The sequence below is a fragment of the Noviherbaspirillum sp. FW303-A3 genome (assembly GCF_058788695.1).
The window spans coordinates 2,044,024-2,066,103 of the sequence record NZ_JBYTAZ010000001.1 but is presented as its reverse complement, the minus strand read 5'-3'; the positions used below and the strand labels follow the sequence as shown (position 1 = coordinate 2,066,103).

The 22,080-nt window shown below is 63.2% G+C and carries 26 protein-coding genes; 13 read left to right on the top strand and 13 right to left on the bottom strand.

The annotated features are described in order from the left end of the window. Entirely contained in the window at positions 1-768 is a 768-nt protein-coding gene (locus AC3WOY_RS10110; protein WP_492423295.1) for a type III pantothenate kinase, read from the top strand. Further along, positions 765-1,469 carry an SPOR domain-containing protein gene (locus AC3WOY_RS10105; protein ID WP_492423293.1) on the top strand — a complete coding sequence of 235 codons (705 nt, stop codon included), beginning with the start codon at positions 765-767 and terminating at the stop codon, positions 1,467-1,469. The genes AC3WOY_RS10110 and AC3WOY_RS10105 overlap by 4 nt, the downstream gene beginning before the upstream one ends. A 33-nt stretch (positions 1,470-1,502) precedes the next feature. On the opposite strand, the gene AC3WOY_RS10100 is transcribed toward AC3WOY_RS10105, so the two are convergent. From AC3WOY_RS10100 to AC3WOY_RS10090, 3 genes are all read right to left on the bottom strand, one after another. After that, positions 1,503-2,624, bottom strand: a complete 1,122-nt coding sequence (locus AC3WOY_RS10100) for a branched-chain amino acid ABC transporter substrate-binding protein (RefSeq protein WP_492423291.1) — start codon at positions 2,622-2,624, stop codon at positions 1,503-1,505. Positions 2,625-2,806: 182 nt separating this feature from the next. Then, positions 2,807-3,013, bottom strand: a complete 207-nt coding sequence (locus AC3WOY_RS10095) for a zf-HC2 domain-containing protein (RefSeq protein ID WP_492423289.1) — start codon at positions 3,011-3,013, stop codon at positions 2,807-2,809. After that, positions 3,013-3,573, bottom strand: a complete 561-nt coding sequence (locus tag AC3WOY_RS10090; protein ID WP_492423287.1) for a sigma-70 family RNA polymerase sigma factor — start codon at positions 3,571-3,573, stop codon at positions 3,013-3,015. Before AC3WOY_RS10090 ends, AC3WOY_RS10095 begins: the two co-directional genes overlap by 1 nt. Positions 3,574-3,704: 131 nt before the next feature. Here AC3WOY_RS10090 and argB point away from each other — a divergent pair, with 131 nt between their 5' ends. Continuing rightward, positions 3,705-4,616 (top strand): acetylglutamate kinase, encoded by a 912-nt coding sequence (gene argB / locus AC3WOY_RS10085; protein WP_420472868.1) that lies wholly within the window; start codon positions 3,705-3,707, stop codon positions 4,614-4,616. Positions 4,617-4,649: 33 nt separating this feature from the next. Here the strand turns inward: argB and AC3WOY_RS10080 are convergent, their stop codons facing one another. After that, positions 4,650-5,543 (bottom strand): TraB/GumN family protein, encoded by an 894-nt coding sequence (locus AC3WOY_RS10080; RefSeq protein ID WP_492423284.1) that lies wholly within the window; start codon positions 5,541-5,543, stop codon positions 4,650-4,652. 85 nt (positions 5,544-5,628) lie between these two features. Here AC3WOY_RS10080 and AC3WOY_RS10075 point away from each other — a divergent pair, with 85 nt between their 5' ends. The 4 genes from AC3WOY_RS10075 (at position 5,629) to pabB (ending at position 9,977) form a co-directional block, all read left to right on the top strand. Further along, positions 5,629-6,354: a pyrimidine 5'-nucleotidase gene (locus AC3WOY_RS10075; protein ID WP_492423282.1), complete on the top strand. Its 726-nt coding sequence runs from the start codon at positions 5,629-5,631 to the stop codon at positions 6,352-6,354. Positions 6,355-6,376: 22 nt separating this feature from the next. Next, positions 6,377-6,952 (top strand): nucleoid occlusion factor SlmA, encoded by a 576-nt coding sequence (gene slmA / locus AC3WOY_RS10070; RefSeq protein WP_492423280.1) that lies wholly within the window; start codon positions 6,377-6,379, stop codon positions 6,950-6,952. A 220-nt stretch (positions 6,953-7,172) separates the two neighbouring features. Then, positions 7,173-8,066: a DMT family transporter gene (locus AC3WOY_RS10065; protein WP_492423278.1), complete on the top strand. Its 894-nt coding sequence runs from the start codon at positions 7,173-7,175 to the stop codon at positions 8,064-8,066. Positions 8,067-8,132: 66 nt separating this feature from the next. Beyond that, the gene (gene pabB / locus AC3WOY_RS10060; protein ID WP_492423276.1) at positions 8,133-9,977 is read left to right on the top strand and encodes an aminodeoxychorismate synthase component I; all 1,845 of its coding nucleotides are present in this window, start codon (positions 8,133-8,135) and stop codon (positions 9,975-9,977) included. 4 nt (positions 9,978-9,981) lie between these two features. On the opposite strand, the gene AC3WOY_RS10055 is transcribed toward pabB, so the two are convergent. From AC3WOY_RS10055 to AC3WOY_RS10035, 5 genes are all read right to left on the bottom strand, one after another. Further along, positions 9,982-10,461, bottom strand: coding sequence for a hypothetical protein (locus tag AC3WOY_RS10055; protein ID WP_492423274.1), 480 nt, complete (start codon positions 10,459-10,461; stop codon positions 9,982-9,984). 4 nt (positions 10,462-10,465) lie between these two features. Next, positions 10,466-10,951 (bottom strand): hypothetical protein, encoded by a 486-nt coding sequence (locus AC3WOY_RS10050; protein WP_492423272.1) that lies wholly within the window; start codon positions 10,949-10,951, stop codon positions 10,466-10,468. 158 nt (positions 10,952-11,109) lie between these two features. Then, positions 11,110-12,033, bottom strand: a complete 924-nt coding sequence (locus tag AC3WOY_RS10045) for a DMT family transporter (protein ID WP_492423270.1) — start codon at positions 12,031-12,033, stop codon at positions 11,110-11,112. A 75-nt stretch (positions 12,034-12,108) separates the two neighbouring features. Next, the gene (locus AC3WOY_RS10040) at positions 12,109-13,311 is read right to left on the bottom strand and encodes a YbfB/YjiJ family MFS transporter (protein WP_492423268.1); all 1,203 of its coding nucleotides are present in this window, start codon (positions 13,309-13,311) and stop codon (positions 12,109-12,111) included. After that, positions 13,308-14,177, bottom strand: a complete 870-nt coding sequence (locus tag AC3WOY_RS10035; RefSeq protein ID WP_492423266.1) for a DMT family transporter — start codon at positions 14,175-14,177, stop codon at positions 13,308-13,310. The genes AC3WOY_RS10040 and AC3WOY_RS10035 overlap by 4 nt, the downstream gene beginning before the upstream one ends. A gap of 191 nt (positions 14,178-14,368) precedes the next feature. On the opposite strand from AC3WOY_RS10035, the gene AC3WOY_RS10030 reads away from it, so the two are divergent. After that, positions 14,369-14,701 carry a hypothetical protein gene (locus AC3WOY_RS10030; RefSeq protein ID WP_492423264.1) on the top strand — a complete coding sequence of 111 codons (333 nt, stop codon included), beginning with the start codon at positions 14,369-14,371 and terminating at the stop codon, positions 14,699-14,701. Here AC3WOY_RS10030 and AC3WOY_RS10025 read toward each other — a convergent pair. The 4 genes from AC3WOY_RS10025 to gpmA all read right to left on the bottom strand — a co-directional run bounded on the left by AC3WOY_RS10025 (position 14,698) and on the right by gpmA (position 19,209). Beyond that, complete coding sequence (locus AC3WOY_RS10025; protein WP_492423262.1) at positions 14,698-15,444, bottom strand: HesA/MoeB/ThiF family protein; 747 nt, start codon at positions 15,442-15,444, stop codon at positions 14,698-14,700. The genes AC3WOY_RS10030 and AC3WOY_RS10025 overlap by 4 nt on opposite strands. 110 nt (positions 15,445-15,554) lie before the next feature. Next, positions 15,555-17,024, bottom strand: a complete 1,470-nt coding sequence (locus AC3WOY_RS10020) for a S41 family peptidase (RefSeq protein WP_492423260.1) — start codon at positions 17,022-17,024, stop codon at positions 15,555-15,557. Positions 17,025-17,027: 3 nt separating this feature from the next. Next, the gene (locus AC3WOY_RS10015) at positions 17,028-18,452 is read right to left on the bottom strand and encodes a murein hydrolase activator EnvC family protein (RefSeq protein WP_492423258.1); all 1,425 of its coding nucleotides are present in this window, start codon (positions 18,450-18,452) and stop codon (positions 17,028-17,030) included. Between the two features lie 10 nt (positions 18,453-18,462). Further along, entirely contained in the window at positions 18,463-19,209 is a 747-nt protein-coding gene (gpmA, locus tag AC3WOY_RS10010) for a 2,3-diphosphoglycerate-dependent phosphoglycerate mutase (RefSeq protein ID WP_492423256.1), read from the bottom strand. A 98-nt stretch (positions 19,210-19,307) separates the two neighbouring features. Between gpmA and AC3WOY_RS10005 the strand changes: the two genes are divergently transcribed. The 5 genes from AC3WOY_RS10005 to AC3WOY_RS09985 all read left to right on the top strand — a co-directional run bounded on the left by AC3WOY_RS10005 (position 19,308) and on the right by AC3WOY_RS09985 (position 22,064). Continuing rightward, a complete protein-coding gene (locus tag AC3WOY_RS10005) occupies positions 19,308-19,709 on the top strand; it encodes a rhodanese-like domain-containing protein (protein WP_492423254.1) in 402 nt (133 codons plus the stop codon). A gap of 13 nt (positions 19,710-19,722) precedes the next feature. Next, positions 19,723-19,986 carry a glutaredoxin 3 gene (grxC, locus tag AC3WOY_RS10000; protein WP_492423252.1) on the top strand — a complete coding sequence of 88 codons (264 nt, stop codon included), beginning with the start codon at positions 19,723-19,725 and terminating at the stop codon, positions 19,984-19,986. 73 nt (positions 19,987-20,059) lie between these two features. Then, positions 20,060-20,563: a protein-export chaperone SecB gene (gene secB, locus AC3WOY_RS09995; RefSeq protein ID WP_492423250.1), complete on the top strand. Its 504-nt coding sequence runs from the start codon at positions 20,060-20,062 to the stop codon at positions 20,561-20,563. A gap of 29 nt (positions 20,564-20,592) precedes the next feature. Next, positions 20,593-21,039 (top strand): SH3 domain-containing protein, encoded by a 447-nt coding sequence (locus AC3WOY_RS09990; RefSeq protein WP_492423248.1) that lies wholly within the window; start codon positions 20,593-20,595, stop codon positions 21,037-21,039. Positions 21,040-21,065: 26 nt separating this feature from the next. Next, positions 21,066-22,064, top strand: coding sequence for an NAD(P)H-dependent glycerol-3-phosphate dehydrogenase (locus AC3WOY_RS09985; RefSeq protein WP_492423246.1), 999 nt, complete (start codon positions 21,066-21,068; stop codon positions 22,062-22,064). Positions 22,065-22,080: the final 16 nt, after the last annotated feature.

The window sequence follows — 22,080 nt, the reverse complement described above, 5'->3', positions numbered from 1 at the left end:
ATGCTGCTCCTGATCGATGCAGGCAATACGCGGGTGAAATGGGCCGTTGTGCCGAGCAGTCAACGCGATCCGGCTACCCTTGGCCAATGGATGGAATCCGGCATGGTGGAGCATGCGCAGCTGCGCAGCCTCGGCGATGCGTGGCGCAGGCATCGCGTCGTGCGCGTCCTCGCTTCGAACGTCGCCGGCCAGGCGATGCGAGAAGGGCTTGAGCAGGTTCTGCTTGGCGCCTTCGGCATGCAGCCGGTTCCGCTGGAGTGGTTTACCTCGGCGCCTGCACTGGCGGGTATTCGCAACAATTACCGCAACCCTGCACAGCTCGGTTGCGACCGCTTCGCGTCGTCGATAGGCGCGCATGCCTTGTTCCCGTCGCAACCGCTCATCGTCGCGACCTGCGGCACGGCGACCACCGTGGACGCCGTCACGCCGGACGGCGTCTTCCTGGGTGGTATGATCCTGCCCGGGCTCGGCCTGATGGCGAGTTCGCTGGCGAAGAACACGGCGCAGCTGCCGCAGGTGGCGGAGCATCTCGACATCGCGGAACCGTTCGCGGACCACACGGATGCGGCCATCGTCAGCGGTTGCCTCTCCGCCCAGGCCGGGGCGATCGAGCGGGCTGTCGCGGCGCATGCGCGGCATGGCGGCTCGGTCCGGTGCGTGCTCTCCGGCGGTGCGGCCGCGCTGATTTCGCCGCACCTCTCCGTCCCGCACGAGCGCGTCGACAACCTGGTGCTGATCGGCCTGCACAAGGCCGCAATGAATACATGATGCTGAAATTCTTCTTCTGGATACTGTTGCTCGGCAATGCCGGCCTGATTGCCTACCAGCAGGGTTATTTCGATGCCTTCCTGTCCAGCGGGCGCGAACCCGCGCGCATGAAGGACCAGCTCAATGCCGACAAGGTCAAGCTGATTCCGCCGCCCGTGGCTGCCCCTGCGCCGACGCCTGCTCCCGCCCCCGAACCGGCGCCCGAGCCTGCCCCGCAACCCGCAGCGGAAGTGAAAAAGGTCGTGCTGGCCTGTACCGAAATCGGCAATTTCGGCCCCGAAGACGCCAAGCGATTCAGCGCCGAACTCGCCTCCCTGTCCCTGGGCGACCGCGTCAAGCAGCGCGCGCTGCAGGAGGTTGCGAACCACATGGTCTACATCCCGCCGCAGGCCGACAAGGAAGGCGCGGAGAAGAAGGCGGGCGAATTGCGCAAGCTGGGTGTCGAGGACTTCTTCATCATCCAGGACAACTCGCCGATGCGCTGGGGCATTTCGCTCGGCGTGTTCAAGCATGAGGATGCGGCGCGGACCCACCTTGCGTCGCTCAACCAGAAAGGCGTGCGCAGCGCGCGCATTGGCCAGCGCACGGTGACCTCCAGCCAGGTCGCGTTCCAGGTCCGCGAGCTCGACGAGGAAGGGAAGGCGGCGCTCGACAAGGTCAAGGCGGGATTCCCGAAGCAGGAAATGCGCAAGTGCCAGTGAACATGACCGGCGCCGCCGGGCTTTTTTTCGGCTTCAGAGCAGGTTCCGCTGCTCCAGGAGCTGTCCGCCGATGGACTGGTAAATTACCACGGTGCCATCCTTGATATCCCCCTTGGCATCGAATTCGATCGCGCCCTGGATCTTGCCCGAGAACGAGCCTTTAGCCAGCACCGGCAGGAAGGTTTCCGGCAATACCGACCCTGCTTCCTGCATCGCCTGCGCGAGGATGTGGATGCCGTCGTACGACAGCGTCGAATAGGCGCCCGGCGTGCCGAACTTCGCCTTGTACATGTCCATGAAACCGATGCCCGAAGACAGCCAGGACGGTGGCACGCCGGCAATCGTGCAGTAATAATTGCTGTTGGCGCTGCCTTCCGCGCCCTTGAGCGTGGAGGCGTCGCACATGGCGTCGGCGACGACGAACTTCGCGGTGGAACCCGCCTTGCGCAGCGCCTTCAGCAGCGGCAGGCCGACCGCTTCATCGCCGCCGAAAAACACGGCGTCCACGTTGGCGTCGAGGATCTTCGCGGCGACCGCCGTGACATCGTCGGTCTTGCCGTCCACGCTGATGCGCACCGGAGCCTGCTTCAGCCTGACGCCGCGTTCGACCTCGTCCGCGATGCCGACGCCGAAAGTGGTGCGGTCGTCCACGACGTAGAGGGATTTCGCCCGCAGCTTTTCACGGATCAGCCGCGCCAGCGTCGCGCCCTGCTGGATGTCGTCGGCGGTGATGCGAAAGGCGGTCTTGTGTCCCATGCGGGTGTACTGGGGATTGGTCGACACCGACAGCTGCGGAATGCCGGCCTGTGCGTAAAGGGGCGCCGCGGCAATCGATACCCCCGAATTGAAGTGGCCGAATACCGCCGACACGCCGGCATCGATCAGGCGTTTGGCCGCGGCCTTGCCTTCCTCCGGCGATGCCTTGTCGTCTTCGACAACCAGCTCGAAGCGCGCCCGCTTGCGGTTGATGGAAAAGTGGTCGCTGTTGAGTTCATCGATGGCAACCTGCGCGCCATTGGCGATGTCCTTGCCGTACTGGGCGAGCGGGCCGGTCATCGGCGCTACCACGCCGATCCTGACCGTCACCTGCCGACTGCAGGCGCCCAGCAACAGCAGCGCAACAAGCGCAGTCCCGATTCGCAGCAAATGCTTCATGTCCCCTCCTTGTTGTTGGAATAGTGCAGGGGAATGTTAGGGTGAGGTGTTTGTTATTAAATTCTGTATTTCTTTGCTGAAGCGGATTTTCGTTTGGCGGATTTTTTGGTTTGGCGGCGGTATGCGGGGAGATGGCGAGGAATTGTGCGCGAATATTTGTTGCGGCCGCACAATCGGTCGCGTCAGAGGGAATCGTCGCCCTTTTCCTTGTCCGGCACCATGCGCCGCATCGCTTTCCGGATCAGGTCCATCTGTCCGGTAAAGTTGCGGCAGGCATTGCAGACCAGCAGGTGCAGGCGCACCCGGGTACGCTCGACCAGGGTCAGCTCACGGTCCATGCTTTCGGACGTGAGCTGGTGGACTTCCTTGCAAGTGGGCTTGAGGGACATCAGCGGTTTCCAAACCAGTTCAGGTCGAGGCATTCGCGCAGCTGTACGCGGGCACGATAGAGCATGACCCAGGCATTAGACGTGGTGATGCCCATTTCCTTACAGATTTCCTCGGTGTCGAATTCCAGCCATTCCCGCATCATGAAAATGCGGGCGGTCCTGGCCGGCAGCTTGTCGAGACAGACTTCCAGCACGCGGAAGAAATCCTTCTGTTCCAGCGTGGCGTCCGGGTCGCCCCAGCGGCGTGGCATGTCCACGGTATGGCCGTCCGGCTTGAACAGGGCGTCGATCACGTCGGCGTCGCTCTGGTCCTCGCCGACGTCGATCAGGAACTCGCGCTTCGATGCGCGCATCGCATCGATGATCTTGTGCTTGAGGATGCCGGTGACATAGGTCCGCAGTGACGACTTGCCAGCGAAACTGCCGGGTTTCTCCAGCACCGCGATCAGCGCATCTTGCACTACGTCTTCCGCCAACGTCTCGTTGCGAAGCTGCAAAACCGCAAAGCGCACCAGGATGGGGCGCAGGGCTTCGAGTTCGCGGTGAAGTGTGGCCGTCATGTCACGGTTTTCTGGCGTGGATTGTCATTTGGGCAAAGCGTAGCGGACCGATCCGGCAATTACAAGAAATCCGCCGGGAAATCACCGCGCTTTCCCTGTAAAATCGCGAAAATCGTTTTTCAGGACCCGCCATGACCGACCTCGCAGACCCTAACACCGACCTGTCCGGCGTTGCGCCGCAGATCAAGGCCGAAATCCTTGCACAGGCTCTCCCGTACATCCGCAAATTCCACGGCAAGACCATCGTCGTGAAATACGGCGGCAATGCCATGACCGAAGAGCGCCTGAAGCACGGCTTTGCGCGCGACGTCATCCTGCTGAAACTGGTGGGCATGAACCCGGTCGTGGTCCACGGCGGCGGCCCGCAGATCGACAGCGCGCTGAAGAAGATCGGCAAGCAGGGCACCTTCGTGCAGGGTATGCGCATCACCGACGAAGAGACCATGGAAGTGGTCGAGTGGGTGCTGGGCGGCGAAGTGCAGCAGGACATCGTCATGCTGATCAACCATTACGGCGGCCAGGCAGTCGGCCTGACCGGCAAGGACGGCGGCCTGATCCGCGCGCGCAAGATGCAGATGCCGGATAAAGAGAATCCGGGCCAGTTCCTCGACATCGGCTTCGTCGGCGAGATCGATGCGATCAACCCGGCCGTCGTGAAGGCGCTGCAGGACGACGCCTTCATCCCGATCATTTCCCCGATCGGTTTCGGCGAGGATGGCCAGGCCTACAACATCAACGCCGACCTCGTGGCCGGCAAGATCGCGGAAATCCTGAAGGCGGAAAAGCTGATCATGATGACCAACATCCCGGGCGTGATGGACAAGAAGGGCAACCTGCTGACCGACCTGTCGGCACGCCAGATCGACGAGATGTTCGCCGACGGCACGATTTCCGGCGGCATGCTGCCGAAGATCTCCTCGGCGCTGGATGCCGCCAAGTCGGGCGTCAACACCGTGCACATCATCGACGGCCGCATCGAGCATTCGCTGCTGCTGGAAGTGCTGACGGAACAGGCGTTCGGCACGATGATCCGCTCGCATTGATGTTCGGGCAGGGTGCGCGCGCCGCACCCTGCCTTAGTAAAGCTTTTCCACCTCATACCCCCGCTGCCGCAGCAGCGTCGGCACCCCGGTCTCCCCGACCATGTGCAGCAGTCCGACTCCCACGAAGGCCGTTTCATCCTCGCGCAGCAGTTCCTCGATCTTGCTGGCCAGTTCCGGGTTGCGCTTGTCCAGCAGCACGCGCTGCAGGAAATCGCCCGAGATCGTCTTCTCAAGCAGTGACGCCCGCATGAAGGCCTCGACGGCGTCGCCGTTCGCTTCCGCCCAGGCATCGATCAAGGCCTGCGCCTTCTTCAGCGCATTGCCGTCGCCCAGTTCGGCCAGGTTCTCGCGCAGGTATTGCTCCTGTGCTGCGTCCGGCATGCTGTCGAACAGCGACATCTGGTACTCCGCCGACTCCAGTTCGTACACGTCCTTGGCCTGCTGGTCCGCGAGCGAAAGCAGGAATGTTTCGATGCCGTGGCTGCGCCGGTAGCCGTTGCGTTCGAGACCGAGGCCGACCAGCATGTTGGCCAGCAGCCAGGGTTTCAGGTGCCTGACGTCATCGAATGGAATGCCGGCGTCGTCCAGCGCATGTCGCAGCAGTCCCAAGGTGTCCGATGAGAGATGCCTGTCGACCGCGTCCCCGACGGGATAGATGCCGTGCTTGTTCAGCGCGAGCTGGAACGGTTCGGGTTTGCGGATGTCGATTTCCAGCACCAGCTTGCGTGCGCCGGACAGCGCGCGGGTGACTTCGTCTTCCAGCGGGAAGAATGCCGGCTTGCCGACGTGGATGGTGCCGAACAGGTAAGCGGTATTGCCGAGGTGGCGGACGCGGTACAGGGTGCCGCGCTTGACGGCGGCGGCTTGTGCCGCCGCTGCCGGTGCTGCATTATTGTCCGCATGCGCGAGGCCGAACCAAGCAGCCAAGCAAACGCTTAGCAAAACAATAACGCCGGACTTCATTGTTTCTCCCTGACCGCCGCTTTGATAGCGGCTCATTTCACTGTATCAGATGCCTTCACCGATTTGGTTGTTCGACCTCGACAACACGCTGCACAACGCGTCGCACGCGATTTTCCCGGCGATTAACGCCAACATGAATGCATTTATGGCAAAGGTGCTGGGCGACGGCGACAATCCCGCCGACCCGGAAACCGTCAATGCCGCGCGCCTCGCCTACTGGAAGCGTTACGGTGCGACGCTGCTCGGCATGGTCAAGCACCACAATGTCCGGATGGAGGATTTCCTGCGCGAGGCGCACAATTTCGACGACCTCTCCGCCATGATCCGCGCCGAACGCGGCCTCGGCCGGCTGCTGCGCCGCCTCCCGGGGCGCAAGATCCTGCTGACCAATGCGCCGCGCCGCTATTCGCACGACGTGATGCGCCACCTCGGTTTGCATCTCCACTTCGCGAAGCACATCCCGATCGAATCCATGCGCGTCCACGGCCAGTTGCGGCCGAAGCCGTCCAAGCACCTGTTGCGCAAACTGCTGGCGCGCGAGGGTGTTTCTGCCCGTCGCTGCATCCTCGTCGAGGACACGGCGGACAACCTGAAAGCCGCCAAGGCGCTGGGCATGCGCACCGCCTGGGTGACCCAATACCTGGCGTCCAGCCCCAACCTGAAGCAGCTCGCGAAAGGCCGGCCGATACCAAGATTCACAAAGCGCCCCATTTTTGTCGATGTCAAAGTACAATCCGTAAGGCAACTTCCGGCGATGCTGCACAGGCTGAGGTAAAACCTTCTCCACAAAAACGATCATGGCAACCACAAAACCGGGCGAACGCAAGCTTCAAATCCTGCAGACTCTGGCCACCATGCTGGAGCATCCCAAGGGGGAAAAGATCACCACCGCGGCCCTGGCGGCCAAGCTGGATGTATCGGAGGCCGCGTTGTACCGGCACTTCGCCAGCAAGGCGCAGATGTTCGAGGGGCTGATCGAATTCATCGAAACCAGCGTCTTCGGCCTGATCAACCAGATCAGCGAGCAGCAGGAAAACGGGCTGTCGCAGGTCCAGGCCATCGCCGCCATGCTGCTCAGCTTCGCCGAACGCAATCCCGGCATGACGCGGGTGCTGATCGGCGATGCGCTGGTCAACGAGGACGAGCGGCTGCAGTCGCGAATGAACCAGTTCATCGAACGCGTTGAACTGGCGATCAAGCAGGCGCTGCGGGTCGCGGTGACGCAGGGCGAGGCGCGCGAGAATGAAGTGGCGGTGCGCGCCTGCATGATCACCAGCCTGATCGTCGGCAAATGGCATCGCTATGCCAAGACCGGCTTCAAGCACACTCCCTCCGAGAATGCCCAGGCGCAGATCGCGATGCTGCTGGCCTGATTGCAGAAAGTTCAAGGTTTTTTGCCGGGCAAGTCCGAATTTGATTCGCTTGCGGCCGCCGACAACATCGCTTCATTAATTCGCTCGCGCCGATTTTTCCCGATTGTTCGGCGCAGGGCCTTGTTCCACGCTCCGGCACGCCTGCACTCCGCGGACCCTCCTGCGGCAGCTTGCAAAGATCAGTACACTCTCTGTCTTTGCCATTCCACCGAGCGGATGCATGGACACGACACTCGAAAAAAACTTCCCCGTACTCGCGTTTGCGTCGCTGCTGATCGGCGGCATGGCCATCGGTTTCGCCGGCATCTTCATGCGGCTGTCGGACGTCAATCCGCTGGCCTCGGCGTTCTGGCGCATGGCATTGGCCGCACCGTTCCTGTGGGCGTGGGCGTTCGCCGTCCGCCGCCAGGATGAAGCGGCGGGCAAGCGCACCGGCTTCGCGAAGGCGCTCGTCCTTGCCGGCATCTACTTCGCCGCCGACATGGCGCTCTGGCACCTGTCGCTGCACTACACCACCGTGGCCAACGCCACCCTGCTGTCGAACTTCGCGCCGATCTTCATCGCGCTGTGGATGTGGATTGCCTACCGCGTACGCTTTGCCCGTATTTTCATCATCGGCATGCTGATTGCACTGGTCGGCGCGGTCATGCTCGTCGGGCCGAACGCCGGCGGCGAAAGCAACGGCGACAGCAAGCTCATGGGCGACTTCCTCGGCCTGAGCAGCGCCATTTTCTATGCCGCCTACCAGCTGGTGGTCAAGGATGCGCGCAACCAGTATTCCACCGCCCGCCTGATGGCATGGAGCACGACCGTCACCGGGCTCGCCTTGCTGCCGTTCGCGCTCACCGCGCCGGGCGCATTCTGGCCGGCGGAAGCGGCAGGCTGGCTGCCGCTGCTGGCGCTGGCGCTGATCGCGCAGATCGGCGGGCAAACCGTCATCGCCTATGCCGCGGCGCATCTGCCGGCCAATCTCACGTCCGTCAGCCTGCTGATCCAGCCGCTGACGGCGGCGGTCGCCGCATGGATCATTTTCCAGGAAGCCATCGGACCGGTGCAGATGGCCGGCGGCGCGCTGCTGCTGTGGGGGATCTATCTGTCCAAGCGCGGAAGCTGAGGGGCAGGGATACAATAGCGGTTTAAGCGGCGGCGCTGCCTGCCGCTCCCATCGCGTGACACTGCCTTGACTGCTTCATCCATCCCCGCCGACTCCTGTTTCGCGCTTCTCGACGACGTTGATGCGAGCGAGAGCGACCCGCGCTCGCGCCTGCTGACCGGTCTTGCCGGTGTGCTGTCCTGCGACAGCGCGGAGTCGCTCGCCGGCATGCTGGCGCAGATGGAGGATGCGCTGCGACAAGGCAGGCATGCCGTCGGCGTGTTCAGCTACGAACTCGGCGCCTGCATGCATGGCATAACGCCGCACGAAGGCACGGAAACCCTGGCGCAAGTCCTGCTGTTCGACCGCTGCGAGCACCTTTCATCATCGCAGGTCGCACAATGGCTCGCCGCTCGCGCGCAAACCGCAGCTGCGGGCATCGCGGGCGTGCATTCTAACGTCAGCGACGCGCAATTCGAGCAAGCCATCTCCCGCATCCACGCCTACATCGAAGCCGGCGACACCTACCAGATCAACTACACCTATCGGCTGCGATTCGATGCATTCGGCTCGCCGGTCGACCTGTACCGCCGCCTGCGCGAACGCCAGCCGGTCCCCTACGGTGCGCTGCTCATGCTTCCGGACGGGTGCACGGTGCTGTCCCTGTCGCCGGAGCTGTTCGTGCGGCATGCAGGCGGTATGGTCACGACAAGGCCGATGAAAGGGACGGCTGCCGCAAGCGGGGATGCATCCGTCGACGCAGAACGTGCAGCCGCGCTCGCCGCGGATGAGAAGAATCGCGCAGAGAACCTGATGATTGTCGACCTGCTGCGCAATGACCTTGGCCGCGTCGCGAAATTCGGCACGGTGAAGGTGCCGAAGCTGTTCAGCGTGGACCGCTACAGCAGCGTGCTGCAGATGACCTCGACGGTGGAAGCGGAGCTGCGTGAGGACGCCGGACTCGCCGATATCCTTGCGGCACTGTATCCCTGCGGCTCGATCACGGGGGCGCCCAAGCGAAGGACGATGCAGATCATCCGCGAACTGGAGCCGGCCCCGCGCGGCATCTACACCGGCGCGATCGGCTGGTTCGATGTCCCGGCGGCAGGCCGCAAGGTGGGCGACTTCTGCCTGTCGGTGCCGATCCGCACGCTGGTATTGCAGCCGCCTGGTGACGACGGTATCCGCAAGGGAGAGATGGGCGTCGGCGCGGGCATCGTGCATGACAGCGTCGCAGCGGAAGAAGCCGCGGAATGCCGGCTGAAGGCGCGCTTCCTGACTGGCCTGCGGAACGACTTCGAACTGTTCGAAACCATGCAGGCAACGCGCGAGGAGGGGTGCCGCAACCAGGACCGGCATCTGCGCCGCCTTTGCGCCTCCGCCGGCTATTTCGGCTTCGTGTGCGACGAAGGCCTGATTGCGGACAAGCTGGCGCAAGGGTGTGCGTCACTCGCACCGCAGACACCGTACCGCATGCGCCTGTCACTGCGCCATAACGGCACCGTGTCACTGCAGTCCGCACCGCTTGTGCCGCTGGCCTTGCCGGTGAAGGTATTCCTTGCCCCGGCGCCGACGCAGTCCGCCGACATCTTCCTACGCCACAAGACGAGCGTAAGGGCCCAGTACGACGCCGCATGGCGCGGGGCGGAAGCGAAAGGCGGGTTCGACATGCTGTTCTTCAACGAACGCGACGAACTCACCGAAGGCGGGCGCAGCAACGTCTTCGTCAAGCTGGGCGGCCAGTGGTTCACACCACCGCTGGACGCCGGTGTGCTGCCCGGCGTGATGCGCGGCGTGCTGCTGGACGACCCGACATGGGCGACGCGCGAAAGGCGGTTGACGCGCGACGACTTGCGCGCCGCGGAAGCGGTGATCGTGTGCAATGCCTTGCGCGGTGTGTTGCCGGCGTCCATCGACTGGCAGGACGCCTAAGTACTTATTTGTGCGCTTTCCGGAATATCCGATTCTCCAGACCTTCCTCCGCCTGCCTGGGGCAGGAATGCGGGGCCGAATGCCAGGGCGCGACCGGATCGCCGCCCTTGCGGGTGTAAGCGATGGCCTCGCCGAGCAGCTTCTTGTCCGAACTTCGGTATACCTGGTAGAGGTCCTGAATAACGACCAGGGTAGTGCCGTCGACCGCATCAGATTCGCCGCGCACGGTTCTTGTTTTCCTGACGCGGTAGTACTTGTCTGCAACCTGGGTGGCACCCTCGGCAGAAGCTTCGGATTGCATCACCTTGTCGGGCTCACCTTCCGACAGCAGGACCGGTTCATAGACATTGAAGCCGCCGTTCCCCGCGCACAGCTCATCCACCAGCCTGTCCGCCTTCCATATCCGCAGGGCAGGCACACCCCACCACAGGGCGATCAGGACCAGTGCCGTCGCTTCCATCCATCGATTTCGGGACAGTTTCATGCGTTCACCTCGGCGCACGATAGGACGGCTTGCGCTTCCGTTGCCGGTGCAAGCGTGTGCGCAGGTCATGCACGTCGCGGATGTAGGAACGCACCACCTGAAAGTGGAGTGCGCGATAGCAGCGCCGGCGGTTCAGGTATTCGATCAGGAGCGGCGGGACGGTAAACAGAATGAAGACGGCGTACTCGCGGCTTCCGCCCAGCAACGCGTTGACGGCGGTGAACGCCGTGATGAACAAGGTCGCATACTGGATCCAGCCCGAAACCAAACGCCCATGGACAGAATCCCGCGCCTCCCTGATCTGCAGCCGGGCCACGCAAATGACGACGCAGACATACGCCAGGAAGATGAAGGGCCGCTCCAGGAGAAAGGCCCCGAACATGCCCGCGAAAATGGGGGCATAGAGCGCGCCCGAGACGAAGTCATTGTATTGGTTCGCGGCCAGCTGCCTTGCCGTCGCGCGGTGGATATCGTGGTGTGTCAGTCGCATTGATAGCTCGTCTCTGCCTGTCGGAACATGGCGCGTGGATGCGCTGGAGACAGATAGGCAAACTGACAAGGTTTTTCAATGGGTGGCTGCGATTAATTGTTCGGAGGGCTTTTTGAAATTGCCAGACGCGTGCGTTTGGCGCGCTGTCCGGCAATGCATCAGGAGCGCGACGCGCCCTCCTTGTCCCGGGTCAGGCGACCGGGTTGCTTGGCGCCCGCCGCCACGTTGCGCTGAAATACAACCAGCCATGTCGCCAGCACCACCAGCGCACAGCCGACCAGCGTATTGAAGTTGATTTCTTCCTGCAGAAACACAGCACCCCACACCATGGCAAACAGGGGAATCAGGAAGGTCACCGTCAATGCCTTGGTCGGTCCCAAATCCGCGATCAGTCGGAAATAGATGAAGTACGCCACCGCGCTGCAGAGCAAGGCCAGCAGCAGTGTAAGCACCATGACGAGCGACGTGACTTCACCGCGTACCGGCGAGAAGGACACGAGGGGCAGCAGTACTAGCGCCGCGCCGAGTTGGGAGCCGGTCGCCATCATCGGCGGCGCGATGCCGGACGATTTTTTCTTCGAGTACGCGCCGGCGATGCCGTAACAGAGCGCGGCAGTTACGCAAGCGAGCGCGGCGATCAGGACCTGCGGTGAGAATTCCGCAGGCCCGAGGCGGACCAGGAAGGCGACACCCGCCACGCCGGTCACGAGGCCGGCAATCTTGCGCGCCGTGAGTGTTTCCCCCAGCACGGCGGCGCCGATCAGCGCGCCCCACAAGGGACTCGTTGCATTGAGGATGGCGGAGTATCCGGCCGGCAGCGTGAGCGCGGCATACGCGAACAGCGCGAAGGGCAGGGCGGAGTTCAGCGTGCCCAGCACGAGGTATTGTTTCCAGTTGGCGCGGAACTGCATGTTCCGCCCGGTTGCCAGCATGAAAGCGAGCATCGCGACGCCTGCAATCGCCACGCGCAGTTCGGCCGTCCATAGCGCGCCGAGCACCGGTGCGATGATGCGCATGAAGAGGAAGGAGGCGCCCCAGATGGCGGCAAGGATGAGGAGGCGGACGAGGTCGGCGCTACGCATGGTCGATCCTGAAGTAAGCGAAACAAGAGAATAGCGCGGCCGCATGAAGCACGCTCGCCGGATTCGGACAGGCGATCATGCGTGGTGCTGCAAGGGGCGTTGCCGCGAGGCGAGCACAGCGCCCGCAAGGAGGGCGATCGCAGAGAACACCAGCCCGCGCTGCAATCCGCCGGCGCCGTCGGAAATCCAGCCGACGATCGTCGGTCCGACGATCTGGCCGAATGCGAAGACGGTGGTGAAGCCGCTGATGCCGGACGACCATGCCTCCGAAGGCAGGTTGTGCCGGACCAGCGCGGTGGTGGAGGCGACCACGGAAAGGAACACCGCCCCGAACAGGATGCCCGACGCGAATACGGCTACGGGCGCGGAGGTCAGCACCGGCAACAGCGTGGCGATCGCCAGCAAGCCGTTCAGGATCGCGAGCGACTGGCCGCCCTTGAAACGGTCAAGCATGCGCGCCCAGATGCGCGATGATGCGACGACGGCCAGGCCGAGCAGGGCATAGAACAGCGTGATCGTCGATGCCTGCATGCCTTGTTCTTTCAGCAGCGCGATGATGAAGGTCATGTAGCCGATATAGCCGACGCCGAACATCAGATAACCGGCCAGCCCGAAGCCAAAGGCGCGCACGCGGAAGTGCCCCGGACCGCCGGCCGCGCCGGCCGCGCCATCGATCTGCCGCGCCGGCAAGGCCATGAGCAGCGTCATGACGAGGCACAGGCCGCCCAGCACCAGCCACGCCCATTGCCACGGATGGGCGACGTCGCGAGCAGCCTCCAGCGTCGCAGGCACCAGCAGGGCGGACAAGGTAATCCCGAAGCCCGTGCCGCCGTAATACAGGCCGATGAGGAAGCCGGCGCGTTTCACGTGTAGCGCGCCGAGACGGGCGGCAAGCAGGCCGCCGGAAATGAAGATGAAGGCGCTCGCAATGCCCGCCAGCACGCGTTGCAGCAACAGCATCGCTGCATCGGTGACAAAGCCCGAGAGCAGCATGAACAGGCCGGTCAGCAGCGCGCCGCCGATCAGCGCCGCTTGCGCGTTGAGGCGGCGCATCAATGCCGGCGTCATCAACGCGCCCACGAAGTAGCCGAAGGCATTCGCCGTGTTCATCGCCCCGGCCAGCAGGTAGGACCAGTCGAGGTCGGTGCGCATCGGCGGCAGCAGCAGCGCGTAGGAAAAGCGGGAAATGCCGAGCGAGATGGCCGCGCCGAACGACAGCGCCAGCGCGGTCAGCAGCGGATGACGGAGGGCGAAGTTCCCTGCCTGCGCGCCGCTCATGCCTTCGGCGCCGTCAGCACCAGTCCCATCGCCACCAGCACTACGGCGCCACCTGCCACGGTCGAAATGCCGATCGACTCGTTCAGGAAGAGGAAAGCCCACAACATGCTGAACAGGGGAATCAGGAAGGAGACGCTCATCGCGCGCGTCGGCCCGATCTTGACGATGAGGGGAATGAACAGTGCCTGCGCGAGCCCTGACGAGAGAAGCGCCATCGCCAGGATGCAGGCAAGTGCCGTGAAGGACGGCATGGCTGGCGGCAGGGAAAACGGCACGGTCGGCAGCATGACGATGCTTCCGAGGGCCATCGAGCCTGCGGCCATCGCAATCGGATGAATGCCGTCCGGATGCCCGGTCTTCTTGACGATGATGCTGGACAGCGCATAGCCGGCCGCCGCGAGCAGGCAGGCGGCGACGGCGGCGATCGTCACGGGATTCATCGACACCGTGCCTGCACCGACCAGGACGGCGACACCGGCGATGCCCAGCAGCAGACCGGCCAGTTTTTGCATGGTCAGGCGTTCAGCCAGCCAGATCATCGAGAAGACAGCGCCGAACAGCGGCGCGGTTGAATTCAGCACAGCGGAGTGCGATGCAGGCAGATGCAGCGCTGCGAACGAGAAGCATGAAAACGGGATCACTACCGCAAACAGGCCGACCACCGCGAACGGTTTCAGATTCGCGCGCCAGTCCATCCTGACCTGTGTTGCCATCGCAAACGCCACCAGCGCGGCGCCGGCCAGTGTCGTGCGAAGCGTCGCCGTAAGCAGCGGCCCTGCTTCAGGCGCTGCCACGCGAAGGAAGATGAACGAGCCGCCCCAGATCGCGGACAGGAATACCAGCTTGGCAAGGTCGGCTGCGGACATCGGGAGAGTGTTGCGTTGGGGAAAAAGAGCGGTCGTTCGATTGTAGCACCGCCCCTCTGGACACGCTTGGCGGGAGGATGTTGCGCCGTTGCCGATCGCTGTCCGGAAACGGGTCGGACCATGTAATGCAATTGATGCAAGCCAAAGGCAGGATTGTTGAAAGATTAATAATCATGTCAGGGGAGATCGACATGAAAATGCTCGCGCATAACAACAAGATGAGGACTGCAATGCTGGTTGCGGTCGCCTTTGGGCTTGCTGCCTGCGGGAGAATCGAAACGCCGGCCGCTGCGGCCGAAACACAGGTTATCCAGGTAGCGTTCATGGACGAGGGGGGCGACACGGGCCTCCCGGTCGTAGTCGAGCGCCGTCACTTCGCGATTTATAACACCTACCGCGAGTTGTTCGACGACTCCGCGAACGTGTTCAAGTCGCGCGAATACACACAGGGGGAAGGCCTGCTGCATGCCGTGGATTCGGACCTTGCCACCTGCTCCATCCACGCCAGCCTGCTGGACGATTAATGTCCGCAGACGGTGCAGGCCGCGTTGCGTGCTACACGGATGCTCGTCCATTCCATGTTGCGCGCATCGAGCAGCAACAGCCTGCCGGCAAGCGACTCGCCGATGCCGGCCACAAGCTTCAGTGCCTCTGCTGCCTGCATGGTGCCGATGATGCCGACCAGCGGCGCGAACACGCCCATTGTCGAACACAGCACTTCCTCGAACTGCTGCTCGGGCGGGAAAAGGCAGGCGTAGCACGGTGATGCATCCTGCCGCGTATCGAACACGGAGATCTGGCCGTCCATGCGGATCGCCGCGCCCGACACCAGCGGTATCTTGTGCTGCACGCATGCGCGGTTGACGGCGTGGCGCGTCGCAAAGTTGTCGCTGCAGTCGAGTACCACGGTCGCCTGCCGCACCAGTTCTGAAAGGCGTTCGCCTTCCAGGCGCTCCTTCAGGGCAACCACCTCCACTTCCGGATTGATGCGCGCCAGCGTCTCCCTGCCGGATTCCGCTTTCGGCCGGCCGACCCGTTCCGTCGTGTGCAGGATCTGGCGCTGCAGGTTGGTCAAGTCCACCGTGTCGTTGTCGACCAGCGTGATCTTGCCCATGCCGGCGGAGGCCAGGTAGAACGCAACGGGTGAACCCAGCCCGCCCGCGCCGATCACCAATGCATGGCCGGTGAGGATTTTCTCCTGGCCTTCGATGCCGATTTCATCGAGAAGAATATGGCGGGAATAACGGAGCAGCTGGTTATCGTTCATGGCACGTGGTTACGTGGTGCGAGGGATGGCAATACGGGGATTGTACCCGCGCGCAGGACGGCGGAAATGAAAAAGGCCGCATCGCTGCGGCCTTTTGAGTTCGCGAAGAATTATTTCTTCTCGCCGTTTCCGTTCTTGTCACCATTCTTCTTCTCGTTGATGGTGTTTTCCTTCTTGCTCTCGATCTTCGCGGACTTGGAGAGCTGAACCGGCAGACCCTTCAGGTGGTTCAGCGCCTGGGCCAGCTGGAAGTCTTCCTTGCTGCCGAACTCGAGCGGCTTGCGCTTCTTTTCGAGGGCGGCGATGCGCTGTTCTTCTTCCAGTTCGTCGAGCTTGCGTGCGGCCTCGTCCTTGTCCTTGTCGTTGGACAGGTGCTTCTGCAGGTCGGCTTCGCGCAGGCGCAGGCCGTTCAGGCCGTCGCCGTCCGCGGTTTCATCCACCAGCAGGTCGGGCACGATGCCCTTGGCCTGGATCGAGCGGCCGTTCGGCGTGTAGTAGCGGGCGGTGGTCAGCTTGACGGCCGTATCTGCGGAGAGCTGGCGGATGGTCTGCACCGAGCCCTTGCCGAAGGTCTGCGTGCCCATGATGGTGGCGCGCTTGTAATCCTGCAGCGCGCCGGCCACGATTTCCGATGCGGAAGCGGAACCGGTATTGACCAGCACCACGATCGGCACGTTCTTCACGGCTTCCGGCAGCTTCACCAGCGGGTCGCTGGTCGCGACGCGCGACGAGGTGTAGAACTCGCGGCGTGCATAGAAAGTCTGCTTGGAATCCGGCAGCTGGCCATTGGTCGACACGATCGGCACGTCCTTCGGCAGGAAGGCCGCGGAGACGCCGATGGCGCCCGGCAGCACGCCGCCCGGGTCATTGCGCAGGTCAAGCACGAGGCCCTTCAGGTTGGGTTCCTGCTGGTAGATCGCGGTCAGCTTCTTGGCCATGTCCTCGACCGTCGGCTCCTGGAACTGCGACACGCGCAGCCATGCATAGCCGGGTTCGATGACCTTCGACTTCACGCTCTGCACGCGGATTTCCTGGCGCACGATGGTGACGATGATCGGGCGGTCTTCATCCTTGCGGGCGATGGTGAGGGTGATCTTGGTGTTGGGCTCGCCGCGCATGCGCTTGACCGCCTCATCCAGCGTCAGGCCCTTGACCGGGGTGTTGTCGAGACGGGTGATCAGGTCGCCGGCTTTCAGGCCGGCCTTGAATGCGGGCGAGTCTTCGATCGGGGAGATGACTTTCACATAGCCGTCTTCCATGCCGACCTCGATACCCAGGCCGACGAACTTGCCTTGGGTGCCTTCGCGCAGTTCCTTGAATGCCTTCTTGTCAAGGTAGGCGGAGTGGGGATCGAGCGAGGCCACCATGCCCGAGATCGCCTCGGTCAGCAGCTTCTTGTCTTCGACCGCCTCGACGTAATCCGACTTGATCAGGCCGAACACATCCGCCAGCTGGCGCAATTCTTCCAGTGGCAGCGGCGCCGTGTGCTTCTGGGCGCTTGCCTCGAACTGCATCGAGCCAGCGATGCCTGCAATAACGCCTAGACCGATAAGGCCGAAGTTCTTCAGTTTGCTGCTCATGTGTCACCTGATAGTTACCCACCCGAGTGGGTCGATTGCGCGGCCCTGATGCCGCATTTCAAAGTATAAACCCGAATTTTCGTTGCCGCCGCTGTTGCCGGCATTGGCAATGACGTCGCCGGTCCTGACCACATCGCCTACGCGTTTCAGGACCGCCTGATTATTGCCGTAGATGGTCATGTACTGGCTTCCGTGGTCAATAATGATCAGGTTGCCGAATCCGCGCAACCATTCCGCGAAAATAACCTGGCCGGCGGCGACCGCCTTGACGTCCGCGCCTTCGGCGGTCCGGATGAACAGACCTTTCCAGGCAGGGCCGTCGCCGCGCTTGCTGCCGAACCGGGCGACCAGGTCACCCTTGACCGGCAGCCTGAGCTGACCCTTCAACGAAGCAAAAGCATGATCGACGCCCCGGTCTTGGACGTTGCCGTCGGGCGTGAGTTCATTTCGGGCCGTCAATTTCTGTGGCGGCTCGTCATCATCGATTGCATCAGGATTGTGCGCCGGCGTCTTGACGGAACTCACTTTTTTGTCAGGAGATGCCTCCGATTTGTCTTTGGAGCGCGCGAGTTGTTCCTGGCGGCGCTTCTCGCGGGCCGCAGCTTCGGCTTTTCGTTGTTCTTCGATTAACTTTGCGAGCCGGTCGACCAGCCCGGCGAGACGCTGCTCGTCTCGTTCGATGTTGCCGGCTTCCTTGCGCTGGGCGGAAAGCTTGCTCGACAGCTGCGCCAAGAGGGTGGCCCTGCGCGCTTTTTCCTTCTCGAGCTGCGCCTTCTGCTCGCGCTGTTCCTGCGCGATTTCCTCGAGTTCATCGCGGGCTTCCTGGGCGGCGGCCTTGTTGTCCTCGACCGCCTTCATGTTGGCCCGCAGCGCGTCGATCAGTTTTGCCTGGGCTTGCGAGACGTAGCCCATGTACTGCAGCTCGCGGTTGATGCGGTTCGGATTATCGCCGGAGAGCAAGAGCTTGATCCGGTCTTCGTTGCCGGCGACATACTGGTCGCGCAGGAGGCGGGACAGGCGCTTTTGCTGGGTGGCGATGGTCCTGGCCAGCTGGTCCTGCTGCTGGGACAGCCGGGCCAGTTTCGCTTCGGCGTCCTTCTGTTCGCGGTCCAGTTCGTGCAGCGCGCGGTTGGCTTCGGAGATGGCCGCCTCGGAGTTGGCCAGCGCATCGGCGGCGTGGCTCTTGGCGGTTTCCGTCTTGCTGATGTCTCGCTTCAAGGCTTCCAGCTTCTGCTGGAGTTCGGCGCGTTCCGCCTCGGCGGCGCGCTTCTGGCGGGTGCGTTCGGTGACTTTGTTCGCGTGGGCAGGCGCGCTGCCCAGCACGAGCGCCACCCCGAGAACCGCGAGGGCTACCCAGCCGGCATGACGAAGATGCCGGGTGATCGAGGGGGATTCCTGTCGGTTTCCGGGACGGCTGAGGAACTGCATGGAAAAAGCGTTACTTCGCCTTTCCCTGGCTGGCGACCGCCTTCATGGCGGCCTCGATGGCTTCCTGGTCGCCCAGGTAATAGCTCTTGATCGGCTTCAGGTTGGCGTCCAGCTCATACACCAGAGGCTGGCCGTTGGGGATGTTCAGGCCGACGATGTCCTTGTCGCTGATGCCGTCCAGGGACTTGATCAGCGCGCGCAGGCTGTTGCCGTGGGCCGAGATCAGGATCTTGCGGCCGGCCTTGATGGCGGGGGCAATTTCCTCGTCCCATGCGGGCATGACGCGGGCGACCGTGTCCTTCAGGCACTCGGTCAGGGGGATCTGTTCCTTCTTCAGGCCGGCGTAGCGCGGGTCGTTGTACGAGGTGCGCGGATCGTTGGCGTCGAGCGGATTGGGCGGCACGTCGTAGCTGCGGCGCCAGACCAGGACCTGCTCGTCGCCGTACTGGGCGGCGGTTTCCGCCTTGTTCAGGCCTTGCAGCGCGCCGTAATGACGCTCGTTCAGGCGCCAGTCGTGCTTGACGGGCAGCCACATCAGGTCCATCTCGTCGAGCGTCAGCCACAGGGTGCGGATGGCGCGCTTGAGGACGGAGGTATAGCAGAGGTCGAACTCGAAACCGGCTTCCTTCAGGATCTTGCCGGCCTGGCGGGCCTCATTGACGCCTTTTTCGGTCAGGTCGACGTCGGTCCAGCCGGTGAAACGATTTTCCAGATTCCACGTCGATTCGCCGTGGCGCATGAATACGATCTTGTACATGTCGGGAGATGATGAAAAATAAGGGGATTGGGGACTTTGAAATACGGCTTCCGCATCTATTTTATAATGGCGGGATTGCTTAAAACCATTGGAGTACCGTGAAATTCTTTCTTGATAACATCTGGCTGATCGGCATCGCAATCCTTTCCGGCGGCGCTCTCATCTGGCCGAACCTGCAGCGTCGGGGCGCAAAGGTTTCTACTTTGCAAGCGACCCAGCTCATCAACCAGGGCAAAGCTGTTGTAGTGGACGTGCGCGACCCGGCGGAGTTCTCGGCGGGACATCTGCGTGACGCCAAGAACATCCCGCTGGCCGAGTTGTCGAACCGTACCGGCGAACTGGACAAGTTCAAGTCGAAGGCAGTCATCGCCGTCTGCCAGACCGGCGCGCGCTCGGCCAAGGCAGCCGCGCAGCTGAAGAAGGCAGGCTTCAACGAGGCGTTCAGCCTCGACGGCGGCGTTGCTGCATGGCAGGCACAAGGCCTGCCGCTGGCGAAGTAACGGAGTCTCGATCATGACCGCACGCGTTTTAATGTACAGCACCGGCGTCTGCCCCTATTGCGTCATGGCGGAACGGCTGCTGAACGCGAAGGGTGTCCGGGACATCGAAAAAATCCGCGTCGACCTGCAGCCGGAACAGCGCGTCGAGATGATGCAAAAGACCGGCCGGCGCACCGTGCCGCAGATCTATATCGGCGAGACCCACGTCGGCGGATTCGACGACCTCAGCAAGCTCGAACACGAGGGCAAGCTGGACGCGCTGCTTCAAGGCGCTTAAACTTGGCAATCTTCTACCGGAAGGACGGCGATCAGCCGTCCTTTTTCCTTCCTACCTACAACGAAAGACTCCCATGGCCGAGCAAAACAACCAACCCGTGTTCCAGATCCAGCGCGTCTACCTGAAGGACCTCTCCCTCGAGCAGCCGAACTCGCCGGCGATCTTCCTCGAGCAGGAAGGCCCGAACATCGAGGTGGCCGTGGACGTCGGTGCGGAAGCGCTGGCAGAGACGATTTTCGAATCGACCGTCACCATCACCGTGACCGCCAAGGTCAAGGACAAGGTTGCGTTCCTGGTGGAAGGCAAGCAGGCAGGCATTTTCGAAGTCGCCAACATTCCGCCGGAACAGCTCGACCCGCTGCTCGGCATCGGCTGCCCGAACATCATCTACCCCTACCTTCGCGCCAATATCGCCGACGCAATCACCCGCGCAGGCTTCCCGCCGGTACACCTGGCCGAGATCAACTTCGAGGCGTTCTACCAGCAGCGCCTGCAGCAGCTGCAGGAACAACAGCAGCAACAGGCGCAAGGCGGCACCGGCCTCGTGATGCCCGACGGTTCGCCGGCAAAGCATTAAGAATCGGCTGAACCTGCAGGGGAGGATGGATGAAATCCACGCGTCTGGTCGTTTTGTCGGCAGCGTTGTTTGCAGTGACGGGCGCAGCGCATGCGCTCGAGTTCAAGTCGGTCGGCCCTGCGCCGGCCGTGCTCTATGACGCACCGTCGCCCAAGGGGCGCAAGGTCTTCGTCGCGCCGCGCGGCATGCCGGTCGAAGTCGTGCTGACCTATGGCGAATGGGCCAAGGTGCGCGACATGTCGGGCGATCTCGCCTGGATCCAGTCGCGTTCGCTCGTCCCGCGCCGCAGTGTGGTGGTCAATGCCGCCAGCGCGCGCGTGCGCGCATCGGCGGAGGATGCCGCACCCGTGACCTTCACGGCCGAGAAGGGCGTGCTGCTGGAACTTGTCGATCCTCCGGCAGGCGGATGGGCCAAGGTGCGCCACCGCGACGGGCAGTCCGGTTTCGTGCGTGTCACGGAAGTCTGGGGCGAGTGATGCCGTCGGCTTCCAACTGCAGGACGATGCATGTCTCCATCCTGGGCGCCGGCGCCTGGGGAACGGCGCTGGCGATCCTGCTCGCGGACCGGCACAAGGTCGTGCTGTGGGGGCGCGAAGAAGCGGCGATGCGCGATGCCGCGGCAAAGCGCGAGAACACGGCCTACCTGCCCGGATTCGCACTGCCGCAAGGCGTGCAGGTCACGTCCGATTTCCAGGCGGCCGTCGGCCATGTCGGCCAGGGCGAAAGCCTGCTGGTCATCGCCTCCTCCGTTGCCGGCCTGCGCCCGCTGGCGCAACGCCTGCAGGGACAATCCATTCCCAACCTTGTCTGGCTGTGCAAGGGCTTTGAAGAAAAGAGCCGGCTCCTTCCGCACCAGGTAGTGCGCGAAGTGCTCGGCGCCGAACTCCCGTACGCAGCCTTGTCCGGGCCGTCGTTTGCGCAGGAAGTGGCTGCCGGCATGCCCTGTGCGCTGACCGTCGCGTCGGCGTCCGCCGCACTGCGCGAATGCGTGGTCGCCGCGGTGCATGGGCGCTCGATGCGCGTCTACTCGACGGACGATCTCGTCGGCGTCGAAGTGGGCGGCGCGGTAAAGAACATTCTCGCGATTGCCACCGGCGTCATCGATGGACTCGGGCTGGGGCTGAATGCGCGTGCTGCGCTGATCACGCGCGGCCTTGCGGAGATTACCCGCCTGGGCGTCGCGCTCGGCGGCCGCACCGAAACCTTCATGGGACTCGCCGGCGTGGGCGATCTCATCCTCACCTGTACCGGCGACCTGTCGCGCAACCGCCAGGTCGGACTGGGACTGGCGCAAGGCAAGAAGCTCGACACCATCGTGGCCGAACTCGGCCATGTCGCCGAAGGCGTGCGCTGCGCGCAAGCGGTGCGGGCGCTCGCGCAGGACGTCGGCGTCGACATGCCGATCACCAATGCCGTGGCGGCAGTCCTCTTCGATGGCGATTCGCCGCGTGCCATGGTCGAACGCCTGCTGTCCCGCGATCCGCGCGACGAGGCGACCTGATCACCGCCGGGAGATT